This window comes from Pseudoalteromonas sp. H103 (assembly GCF_001469205.1).
GTDB classification, from domain to species: domain Bacteria; phylum Pseudomonadota; class Gammaproteobacteria; order Enterobacterales; family Alteromonadaceae; genus Pseudoalteromonas; species Pseudoalteromonas carrageenovora.
The window spans coordinates 167,838-179,429 of record NZ_LOFG01000001.1; the positions used below are offsets into that span (position 1 = coordinate 167,838).

Annotated in this window: 10 protein-coding genes; 6 read left to right on the forward strand and 4 right to left on the reverse strand. The window is 38.9% G+C overall.

Going from position 1 to position 11,592, the window contains the following annotated elements; genetic code table 11:
* Nucleotides 1-700: 700 nt before the first annotated feature.
* Together ATS74_RS00850 and ATS74_RS00855 are read right to left on the reverse strand one after the other, a co-directional pair.
* Entirely contained in the window at nt 701-1,849 is a 1,149-nt protein-coding gene (locus ATS74_RS00850) for a hypothetical protein (RefSeq protein ID WP_058547058.1), read from the reverse strand.
* A gap of 304 nt (nt 1,850-2,153) precedes the next feature.
* Nucleotides 2,154-2,462: a hypothetical protein gene (locus tag ATS74_RS00855; protein WP_058547059.1), complete on the reverse strand. Its 309-nt coding sequence runs from the start codon at nt 2,460-2,462 to the stop codon at nt 2,154-2,156.
* 493 nt (nt 2,463-2,955) lie between these two features.
* Between ATS74_RS00855 and ATS74_RS00860 the strand changes: the two genes are divergently transcribed.
* Both ATS74_RS00860 and ATS74_RS00865 read left to right on the forward strand, forming a co-directional pair.
* Nucleotides 2,956-4,188, forward strand: a complete 1,233-nt coding sequence (locus ATS74_RS00860; protein WP_058547060.1) for a Vgb family protein — start codon at nt 2,956-2,958, stop codon at nt 4,186-4,188.
* A 418-nt stretch (nt 4,189-4,606) separates the two neighbouring features.
* Nucleotides 4,607-5,101, forward strand: a complete 495-nt coding sequence (locus tag ATS74_RS00865) for a hypothetical protein (protein WP_058547061.1) — start codon at nt 4,607-4,609, stop codon at nt 5,099-5,101.
* Nucleotides 5,102-5,283: 182 nt separating this feature from the next.
* On the opposite strand, the gene ATS74_RS00870 is transcribed toward ATS74_RS00865, so the two are convergent.
* Both ATS74_RS00870 and ATS74_RS00875 read right to left on the reverse strand, forming a co-directional pair.
* Nucleotides 5,284-5,529: a DUF4235 domain-containing protein gene (locus ATS74_RS00870; protein ID WP_058547062.1), complete on the reverse strand. Its 246-nt coding sequence runs from the start codon at nt 5,527-5,529 to the stop codon at nt 5,284-5,286.
* A 155-nt stretch (nt 5,530-5,684) separates the two neighbouring features.
* Entirely contained in the window at nt 5,685-6,068 is a 384-nt protein-coding gene (locus tag ATS74_RS00875) for a hypothetical protein (protein ID WP_058547063.1), read from the reverse strand.
* Nucleotides 6,069-6,331: 263 nt separating this feature from the next.
* On the opposite strand from ATS74_RS00875, the gene ATS74_RS00880 reads away from it, so the two are divergent.
* From ATS74_RS00880 to ATS74_RS00895, 4 genes are all read left to right on the forward strand, one after another.
* Nucleotides 6,332-6,928, forward strand: a complete 597-nt coding sequence (locus ATS74_RS00880; protein ID WP_058547064.1) for an acyl carrier protein phosphodiesterase — start codon at nt 6,332-6,334, stop codon at nt 6,926-6,928.
* 331 nt (nt 6,929-7,259) lie between these two features.
* Entirely contained in the window at nt 7,260-8,081 is an 822-nt protein-coding gene (locus tag ATS74_RS00885) for a DeoR/GlpR family DNA-binding transcription regulator (protein ID WP_161936773.1), read from the forward strand.
* Nucleotides 8,082-8,125: 44 nt separating this feature from the next.
* Nucleotides 8,126-9,070: a tagatose kinase gene (locus tag ATS74_RS00890; RefSeq protein WP_058547066.1), complete on the forward strand. Its 945-nt coding sequence runs from the start codon at nt 8,126-8,128 to the stop codon at nt 9,068-9,070.
* Nucleotides 9,071-9,520: 450 nt separating this feature from the next.
* Nucleotides 9,521-11,242 carry a purine-cytosine permease family protein gene (locus ATS74_RS00895; RefSeq protein ID WP_058547067.1) on the forward strand — a complete coding sequence of 574 codons (1,722 nt, stop codon included), beginning with the start codon at nt 9,521-9,523 and terminating at the stop codon, nt 11,240-11,242.
* Nucleotides 11,243-11,592: the final 350 nt, after the last annotated feature.

Consider the following 11,592-nt stretch of genomic DNA (forward strand, 5'->3'; position numbering starts at 1 on the left):
GCTAAATATTTATTTCTAACCTCCTTTCTCAACCTCTTTACCGTCCAAGAATCAAAGGGGTCACCCATTAGAAAGTTCTGGTCAAGCAGGCAGCTGTGTTTTCTTGATATTTTTTATTCAAAAACTAAGTGTTCTTATTATTTAAACTCAATTTAAATATGACTACGCACCTAGTAATGACGTCGATTGGTGTGAATATTCACCGCGGCTTGAATAAAGAATGCCATATGAATTTAGGCAGTTTAATTAAGCATTATTGATGATTAATTAAGGCTCTTGGCTTAAATCTCAGTCATCGTTTAGCGCCAATATCAGCCAAGCTACAAATATCTTGAAGTTATACTTTTAAGTCTTATAATTACCCGTAACAACACCCCTCCCGCTACCCGTAAGCTCAGCGCCCTGCGAGGGGTTAATTATTTCTATAGTATGGTAAAAGGATTTAGCCTTCATGCAGTTCCCCAAAGCCCTATAATATTTGTGCAGCAAGTCGACTTTCTATTGGAACCAAGAGCGCCAAGTTTGACTACACATCAAGTAACTAGGTTTTTAGTATATTGCTCATCGAGTTAATTACTCTGTCGAGACCACGGCGAATAAAGTTTAAGAATGCGTTTATCATGTGATTGACCATGGCAGAGGGCGCATAAAAAAGGGCAATAATTGCCCTTTTTTATACTCTTAAATTGGTTGTTATAAACTATAGCGCTACTAAGCTCTGCTCTAGCATTGCTTTTATTTGTTTTACTATTTTAGCTTCTGTTTCAGGTTCGAATTGTTGTATACGTGGGGTATGAATATGCCCTGTAGGTATACTTGAATTAAGTGCGTCACGCAGGCGAATACTTCGGTACGATATTTCGTTAGACAAGTAACCACCTCCGCCGCCATTTACCGCAATACTATTCTTAAGCTCGCCGTAAGAACCTGCTTTATAGGTTTTTTCAAGCGTGGTGACTTCGTGATTGTCGATAACTTTATAAGGGCCTTTGGCTTGTTGCATGTAACTTACAGGCAAGCTAAATTTTACAAACTCGTTGCCCGGGAGTGGTCGGCCATTAAGCTTTGGTATTACTGGGCTTGTTTGCGTTCCACCATACACAATATTGGCATTATCTGGGGCGGTTACACTGCGACGTTTACCCGGAAAGTGCTCTAAATCAAACTCTGTTCTGCCCATACTTACGGTTACTACCATGTCTACATTATTAAGTGTGTAGTAGGGGGCAAGTAGCGATTCTATTATGCCTTGGTCAAAGTCTTCGTAGCGCACAGGCACCATAACGGTGTTAATTTCTGCGCTCACGCCGTTGTAATTAATAACTTGGCCGTCGAGTAATAACGCTGCAACACCTGAGGGGTTACTTTGGTTTATGTTTCTATCGAGTAAAAAAGGGTCAAAACCCGTTAGTAATATTTTTTTAGTGCTGCCTGACGAAAAAGCAAGGTCGGTACGGCCTCTGCTGCCTTCCTCAAGTAGGGTTAATAAAGTATTTAGTTGAGCCTGCGTAATTGAAAACTTAGGTGATGTTGTGCGTATTACTTTACTTGAAAGTAGGCGCGCCCAGTAAAGTTCTCGGTCGTCGTAATTATTGGTTTTTACTATGCGTTGCTTGGCGTTTTCCCACAGTTCAAAGCTAAAGCTTTGTACTAATATTTTTGCACTTTTAAAGTTGTTAAGTTCTTTAAATTGTTGCTCAAAACTTGATACTTCTGGGGTAAATGCTTTTAAAACACTTGGCATAGCTGTTTGGGCTTTGTTGATACGCTGTTCTTCAACAGTTAAAGGGTTACTTAAAACAGCGAATGAAGAGGCAATTAAGCTAGTCGCTAGTAATACTTTGATCATGATATTCCTAAGATAAAGCGATTATTTTATGTGTAATTTACTATCCTACGATTGCTAACTTAGAGCAACCTATTAACGTTGAATCGACTAAAATTTGCTTTTGCCGAGCATTGGTATTGTTTAACTGGCCAATTAGATTGTCGGCTAATAAAAATCCTTGAGTCAAAATTGATCTTTATGGGTTCTACTTTAAGTGCTCATAAAAGTAAAAAGCCGTTGCAGTAATGCAGCGGCTTTCGGTTATGGTTTTATGCGCTTCGGTAATACGAGCGAAAGGCCTTATATCCTTTTAAATACTCTTTTATTAATCGTCAGGCCCTTTTAAAGTAAACACTAAATGTTTACGCATATCTTTTAAAATTACGCCTTTTTTTAGCATTGCGCCGCTTAAACGCTTTTGCCATTTTAATATATCAGGCTCTGCGGCTGCTAAAGCTTGTTCGTTTTCAAACTGAAAACAAAGCAGTAGTGAACTTGGAAATAAGTGGTATTCCACATCAAACCAGCACTGCAACATACCAGGGATTTCTTCTCGCCCTTGTGCTTCTAGTTTATCGGCCACATTAAGCACGAGTGCTTGTTGTTTTACTTGCACTGCAGAGAGTTTTTTCATTATTAAAATCCAAATTAGCGGCTAATACATACAGCCAGAATGCGGGCATTATACGCAAGCTTGCAGGCAGGCAACAACCGAAGGTTGGTTTGAGCGCGCGAAACCCAACGCATAGCCAATGTAATAATCACAATAAATACAAATGCTATTACTTGTAGGCGCTTAGCTTGCTGGCGTGTCGGGCGCAAGCCCGAAATATTGGGTTTAAGATGTAGAAATAGTTAGTGTTAGTTTTTTAACCAGAAAAAGCATATCTGAATTTTTGTGAATCATTATTTCGCCGCAAAACTAGCGACTCATGCACCGACACTTAAACTATTTTCCTAAAAGCTAAAAGCTAAAAGCTAAAAGCTAAAAGCTAAAAGCTAAAAGCTAAAAGCTAAAAGCTAAAAGCTAAAAGCTAAAAGCTAAAAGCTAAAAGCTAAAAGCTAATGTCGCTCACATAGTAAACACTTTCGCCCTATGCTTTAATATTAAAAATAAGGGAGGCGTTATGCGTAAAAATCGATTTTTATTTAATAAACACGTTGTGGCAATGGCTGCGCTAGGGGCTTTGGCTGCGCCGCTACCTGTATTGAGTAATGAGCCAGGAGTGTTAGTTGAGCAGCTTTGTGCCAGTTGCCATAGTTTAAACAACCTAGAGCGCAGTGCGGGTTATAGCCAAGAGGATTGGCAAACACTCATAGGCTATATGGTTGATACAGGTGAAGGCACTGCCCTTAGTAAAGATATAAGCACGTATTTGGCAAAGCATTACCCTATTAACACTAAGCGCGAGTCAACAGTGGTAAAAGGCGATTTAAAACTTAGCTTTAAATACTGGCAAGTGCCTACGCTTGGGCAGCGCGCTCGTGACCCCGTGCAAGGTAAAAACGGACTTATTTGGTGGGTTGGCCAGTGGGGCAATATTTTAGGTAGGTTAAACCCTAAAACCGGTGAAATGAAAGAGTACACTTTGCCAAGTGGTACTTATGCACACAGTGTATCGCTTGATAAAAACCAAACCCCTTGGTTTTTAGGTAATAAAAATGGCACGGTTGGGTATTTAGATTTAAAAACCGAAAAATTTAAAGTGTATAAAATGCCTAATAAAAACGCCCGAGACCCACATACTGGCGTGTTTGATAACGCAGGCATTTTTTGGTTTACCCTGCAGCACAGCAACATGGTTGGCAAGCTAGATCCTAAAAGCGGTGATATTCAGCTGGCTACTTTACCCACTAAAGGCTCGCGGCCTTATGGTATTAAGCTTGATTCTAACGGGTCGCCATGGGTGTCGTGTAATGGCAGTAACTGTTTGATTAAAGTTGATAAAAACACCATGAAGCTTAGCGAAATAAAACTCCCAGGTGCTAAAACACATACTAGGCGCCTTGCTATTACGCCTGATGATATGGTGTTTTATGTAAACTCTGGCATGGGCAAACTTGGCCGCTATAACCCTAAAAACGGCAATATCACCGAGTGGAATAACCCAAGCGGTAAAAACAGCCACCCGTATGCCATTGAGTATGCCGACAGCGCTATTTGGTTTAACGAGTCGGCTAAACGCCCCGAAACACTAGTTAGGTTTGATCTTAATACCGAAACCATGCAGAGCTGGCAAATCCCGAGTAAAGAAGGGGTTTATTCTGGCTTAATTAGGCACATGCGTATGGGTAATAACGGCTTAATTATTCATCAAACAGCGACCAACCAATTAGCCGAAATCACCTGGAGTAAGTAATAATACCAATTCGCAATAATACTTAATCATTTTAGGGGCTAAATGTTTCGCTATCTGCGTTAAAAAATTCTCATTTACGACTGCATGGATGCAGAAGGTAGAGCAATGCAGGAGCAATTGCCGAGAACAACTAAATAGCGAAATTTTTGCCTTACTAACAACACGCTTTTCCATCCTCAAAATAGTTCACTTAATTAAGCGGATTGGTATAACTTTATTTTTATGAATGCTGTGGGCTGTTTGCCAGTAAGTTTAGTTTTTAGGTAGGAGTTTTTTACAAAGCTCAGCAATTTTTACCTTTTAAACAAGCTATTTAGTATCAGCTTTTTATTTAACCGTATGAATTTTAATGATTAAATATCTGGTTTAGGTTTTGCTTAGTAATACGTGTATTTTTTAAATTTAAAAAGGAGTTATTATGAGTACCGTTATTACTGGGTTATTTGATAATGCATCACAAGCAACACTGGCTATTTATAGATTAGAAGCGTTAGGCGTTAGCGAAGCTGACATAAGTGTTGTAGCTAACGACTCATACGCAAAGGAAGATTTTGCTGTTGACGAAGGAACAAAAGCTGCTGAGGGCGGCATTGTAGGTGCGGCTTCAGGTGGTATTATTGCAGCCATTGTTGGTGGCTTTACCGCCGTAGGTACAGTGGCAACAGGTGGTACTGGTTTATTAGTAGCAGGCCCATTAGTGGCCGCGTTTGCAGCGGGTGGTGCTGGTGCTGCTGTAGGTGGTACTTTAGGTGCTGCAATCGGTGCGTTTATTCCTGAGCACGAAATTAAATATTATGAAGATGCGATTGAAAAAGGCTCTATTTTAATTGGCGTTAAGTACAGTAGCGACAACAAAAATGCTATTGAAGAAATACTTAACAATGCAGGGGCAAGCAACGTATCTACTGCATAATTATTTATTGATTTAATAAAAAAGGTGAAACTTAGTTTCACCTTTTTTTGTGCTAATTTTTAAATAGAGTGATCAATATTATTGATTTGATTAAGCGTGTTATTTATAAAGTTAGCAACAAATATCTCTTATAAAAATAAGTATTTATAAGAGATATTTTTTATAAGAGTGGCTGACTTTGGCTACTTAGATTTGCGCTTATCTAGTACGTAACGTACGGCCATTCTTGCAGCGCCCGCTCCAATACCTGAGACTACCGCCCATGTAACGGCTTCTTTAAGATCTGTTTTTTCGCTTGGCTTGTCTTTTGGGGCCGGTTCGTTGGTAACCTTTTCCCACGACTTTTGTAAAGTTTTCCTTGTTAACATACCGGCAGAAGCAGCAGCGAGACCTATACCTATCGTCGTAATTAGTTGTTTATTACTCATATTGTCCTCGTTTTATTTAATAGCGGCAGAGTTATTAGTTGTTAACTCTTAAAGTAAGAATATTAATAACAGCAATTTACGTACCGATAGACGTTTGAGGATAATAAGCACAGCTATTAACTAAAAATCCATTTTACTTATGCTTAGCAATAATATTAAGTTTGCGTGTCAGTACCTAGTAAGGCGTTGATGTAGGCGAGTTCTTCACTAAAAATTCCGTTAAAAAATGCACCTTGCTCAACGATTACAGCGTCGTTTGGTTGGGCTTTGTATTCTTGCTGGCACCTTACAAGTTCGGTGGTTAACCATTGGCAGGTATTGGTAGCTGAGTTTATTGCAGTTTTTAAAAATGACGACCATTTTATTTTTTGTAAATTAAAGCGATAAAGCATAACTGCAATAGCCCCATAAGCTTGTTGCTCAAGTGAAGGAGCATCTTCACTATTTACTGAAAGGCAGCTTAAAAGCTTGGTATTGATTAGTGCTTGTTGCAGTGCAGCGTGTTGTGATTGACTTAAAAAGTTGTTTTGGTAATCCATGTAAGGCCTATATCTGCAAATAGCAGGGCAATATAAAAAGAAAATTAGCAAAGTATTTTACGATTTATGCGCACCGAAAAATGAGCAGTAGTGATAACAAAATAAGGCTGACCCTTTACTGAATTAATAAAACACAATTGTAATTGGTAAGGGTGTTTATAACGTTTGGTGCTTTTATTACTTTACTTTGAGAGGCCGGCATCTGAATTTTAGATAAATTTAAGTTACCATCAAAATGTATTAACTTCCAAAACAGAGGACATGTGAATTATTTAGCTCACCTTTATCTAGCAAAGCCTACAGCCGATTCGCACTTTGGAAATTTACTGGGTGATTTTGGTGGTAAAAGACATGTAGAACAATTGCCAAACACAGTTAAAAACGCGCTAAACAACCATTACTTAGTCGATAAATTTACCGACTCTCACCCGTTAGTAAAAGAAGCCAAGCAGTACTTTTCATCTGAGCGTAAGCGCTTTGCAGGCGTGGCTATTGACGTAGTGTTTGATCACTTTTTAATTATGCATTGGCAGCGCTTTAATCTGCAGCCTTTAAGCGACTTTAAGTACAATAGCTTTGCGCTTTTAAATAAACGTATGCCTATTATGCCGCCGCGCATGCAACAGGTTGTAACCAGTATGACCAAAAACGATTGGTTTAAAGAATACGAAACAATTAATGGAGTGGGGCTTGCGCTCGATAACATAGCCAAACGCATTCGTTTTACTAATAACTTTGCAGGTACTGCTGAGGATATAACGCGTAACTACCATGAATTAGAAGTGGTATTTTTAGCATTTTTTCCTGAGTTAATTAATCATGTAAATGAGCACGCGCTTGAAGCAATAAATGCTGAATAGTTAAAAGAACCCTTTAATTAGATAGTTATTACTGCAGCGTACGTATTATGCAAAGCCTCATAAACTCCTTTTTAAACTAATAATAAGCATTAAAAGCTTACTTTTAGTTATTTAAATGTGCATTAAGCTAGCACTGCCTTGACCCTTAAAGGCGTTGGCGTTAGTATTTTCCAGTTGTAAGTAATTACTTTCGAATTATTCGAGTTAAGCTTTGCACCTTTTACATTTTAGTAAAATGCAGGGCACACGCGCTACACAAGCAACCTGGCTTCGTAGGCGTATTTATACACATTTACCAGTTATGCTGGCCTATTATAAAGAGGGTATTAATTTGGTCAGATCGACTGGAAACAGTTCACTTAAACGCCGTTTACAAATTTTAGATGTTATACGCCAACAAAACGAAGCAAAAGTTGAAGCGTTAAGTCAGCAATTTGCGGTGTCTACGGTTACCATTCGGGGTGATCTTAACTACCTAGAAGAGCAAGGCTTTATTGTGCGCTCTTTTGGTAGCGCTAAATATAACCCTAACTCTAGCTCGTCGCAGTCATACCCCGTTAATGGGGCTGTAGAGCCTACGCTTAGTAAAGCGGATGAGGCTAATATTGCAAAGTTAGCGGCAAATATGGTGCAAAGTGGCGATACGCTATTTTTAGGCGCGAGCGAACTAACACATAAAATGGTGCCTTTTTTGGCGCACCAGCAAAGCTTGTCGTTAATAGTAAACACCTTTGAAATAGTGCCTAGTATAAAGCAGTTTATAAATTGCGATTTACAAATTTTAGGCGGAGCCGTTATTGAAGACTGCCCTGCTTTAGTAGGCCCAATTGCAGAGCAAGCAGTGCGTTTACAGCTTATGAATAAATGCTTTATTGAGTTTATGGGCGTAAACGACGAAGGCTTCCTTACTCTAAAAAATGCCGCTATGGCACGCTTGTATAAAGATATAGTAAGCCATGGTGAAATAAACGTGGGGCTAATTTCGCGTTTAGATTTTGCGGAAAGTGAGGGATTTGCCGTGTGCAAATTGGCTGAGCTTAATACGCTTATTGTAAGTTGCGATATTGGCGAGCAAGAACAAGCCTTAATTGATCAAGCAAATATGGCAGAGGCCGGTACTCACGATAGCTATAAAGTATTTAGCGGCAGTTAATCATTAAACGTACCTTGCTAAGGCAAAGTAATAATGGAGTGTAAATGAGCAAAATTATGACCATGGGCGAAATTTTGGTGGAAATTATGGCAACTGAGGTTGGCCAAAGTTTTCGACAGCCCGGTGCGTTGGCAGGTCCTTACCCAAGTGGTGCTCCGGCCATTTTTATTGACCAAGTTGCTAAGCTTAAACAGCCATGTGGCATTATCAGTAGCGTAGGCGATGATGACTTTGGCGCGCTTAATATGTTTCGCTTAAGCGATGATGGCGTTGATATTAGCGGCATTAGCATTAATAAAAAAGTGGCGACAGGAACTGCCTTTGTTACATATCAAAAAAATGGTTCTCGCGATTTTATTTTTAATATTACAAATAGTGCCTGTGCTCATTTATCGCTAACGCCTTCGGCAACGTTGTTACTTAAAAACTGTAAGCATTTTCATGTAATGGGGTCGTCGTTATTTTCGTTTAGAATTATTGATGAAATTAAAAAGGCGATTGAAATAGTAAAAGGTAATGGCGGGACTATTTCTTTTGATCCTAATATTCGCAAAGAAATGCTTAAAATTCCTGAAATGCGTGAAGCGCTTAACTTTATTTTAGAATACACAGATATATTTTTACCAAGTGGCGCTGATATTTCTATGTTAACTAGCGCAACGAAAGAAGATGAAGCCATTGAAGAAATTTTAGACCTTGGCGTTCGCGAAATTGCGCTTAAACGCGGCCGCAATGGTGGCAGCTTTTATAATCGGACTGAGCAAATATCGTTACCTGCTTTTGCAAATAGCGAAATAGACCCAACTGGTGCTGGCGACTGCTTTGGTGCAACTTTTGTAGTGTGCCGTTTACAAGGGATGTCGGCTGAAGATTCGTTGCGATATGCTAACGCCAGTGGTGCACTTGCTGTGGCTCATAAAGGCCCAATGGAAGGCACTTCAAGCTTTACTGAGCTTGATTCATTTATTAATAATACTAAGGTGTGTTGAGCTTTGACCGCAAAGATCGACACGCCCTAATACAGCCATAATGTAAGTTATGGCTGCATTAAAATACCTCTCTTTTCTTTAATTTTGCGCTTTATCCACCCTTTATTAATACATACCAACCCAGCATCTAAAAACTTTCGAATGAAGATTTAATTTTACGAAATTTACGTAAATAGCTTTACGCATCCTTAACGCAGCGTTACTATCGGGAGATAGTAAGTTTAAGCTTTCGAAACTTTCGATTTGTAATTGCTTAACAGCAGTTACTAAAGCCACCTACCAAAGGCTGCAGTGTATTAAGCTTTTAAGCCTAGGTTTATACATTACATTCGAAAGTAAATGTTTTGAGTAGCAAGTACTTAATAAATACTTAGCAAATCAATAATTAGTGAGTATGAAAAATAATATAACGCAGTTATAAGCAACACTATAAGTAAGAGTAGGAACACTATGACGACCAACACACATACAAATAGATTAAATAATATAAACGAAGAGCAGCTTCCTATTGCTGATCATAAATTACATGGTTGGAAGCACTTTGCAGGCTTATTTGCAGGTGAGCACGTTGCAGCAACCGAGTTTGTTATTGGTGCAACTTTTGTTGCTCTAGGCGCCTCTACCATAGATATTTTATTAGGTTTATTAATAGGTAACCTATTAGCAATGTGTTCTTGGTGGTTAATTACTTCGCCAATTGCAGTAGAAACCCGATTAAGCTTATACACCTACCTAAATAAAATTGCCGGGAACTCAATGACCAAGCTCTATAATTGGGCAAATGTGGTTATATTTAGTGTGATATCGGCGGCCATGATCACCGTATCAGCCACGGCCGTTAGGTTTTTGTTTGATATACCTGCCCAACTTGATTGGTATCCTAATAGTTTGTCGTTTGTAGCCATTGTTTTAGCGGTGGGTTCAATTGTTGTATTTGTGGCTATGTATGGTTTTTCTACGGTTGCTGATTTTTCTAAAATTTGTGCGCCATGGTTATTTATCATCTTTATAGCGGGCTCGTTTGTGTTATTTCCTGAGCTTTCTAACCATGTTTTAGGGGTTACATCGTTAACAGGGTTTGATGATTTTATGGCAATAGGGGATTCCTCTATTTGGACCGGCACTAACTCCGACGGCGAAAAAGGCATAGGTTTATTAGAAGTAATTGGTTTTGCATGGGCTGCAAACTCTATTACTCACTTTGGCTTAATTGATATGGCCATTTTTAGATTTGCTAAACGTAAAAGCTATGGTTTGTTTTCAGGCGTGGGTATGTTTTTTGGCCATTACCTTGCGTGGATCTCTGCCGGTATTATGGGCGCAGGTGTGGCGGTATTACTTAAAACAACTATTTCGGCGCTTGATCCGGGTGATGTTGCATACCATGCACTAGGCTGGACGGGCTTTGTTATTGTACTTATTGCAGGTTGGACAACTGCTAATGCAAACCTTTACCGTGCGGGCCTTGCGGCACAATCTATTTTTGTTAAGCAATCGCGTGAGCGCACTACTGCTATTGTAGGTATTGTTACCGTTATAATTGCGTGTTTCCCGTTTGTATTTTCGCAAATGCTACCACTACTAACCTACGCAGGTTTATTGGTAGTCCCTGTGGGTGGGATTGTATTTGCCGAGCATGTTTTATTTCCTAAAATTGGTTTAACTCGTTACTGGGCTAAATACAAAAATATTACCCGTAGCGTACCGGCTATTGCTTCTTGGGCGTTAGCACTTGTGTTTGGTTTTGGTTTAAATGCGATTGATGTAATGTCGTTTTATTACTTATTTATTCCTACTTGGTGTTTTACCATTGTAGTTTACACGTTGCTTGCTAAAAAATACGGCGCGAGTGATGACTACACCAAAGAAATAGCAGCTGAAGAACAAGAGCTTAAAAACATAAAAGTGTACCAAGCAGAACTTGCTAAAAAGGTTCAGGCTCCGGTAATTGATAATTCAATGCTAACTAAACTATTAAATGGCGCATCGACTATTTCGCTATTAGTTATTTTTGGCTTTGCCAGCCAAGTAATGTTTTTTAGCGACAGTATGATCATTTACGCAGGTAATAAATCTCAGTTTGAAATAGCTTGTTTTATTTGTACGATTATTTACTTTGTAACAGCTTATTGGTCGCTTAAACGCCACAAAATATTAAATACAACCACATAGCTGGTGGGTAACTACCACGCAAAATGTTAATAAAATGGCTAAGCTTAAACGCTTAGTCATTTTGCTTAGCTACAAAATAAGCTTATGTAGCTATTAACGCTTTTTATTAATAGCGCTCCACCTGCCTTGCTAGCTTTAGCACATTGAACACCCTCTTAAATATAAAAAATTACAAATTTATACCGGCGATGTACTTTGTTTTAAGCACATTTTAAACGTTTATTTTTCACTTTTGCTTTCGAATGAATTATTTCTTTTACGAAATCTTCGAAATTGCTTTACGCATCACTTTTGCAGCGTTACTATCGATGAATGGAAAGTTAAAGCTTTCGAAAGTTTCGAGTTTGGTT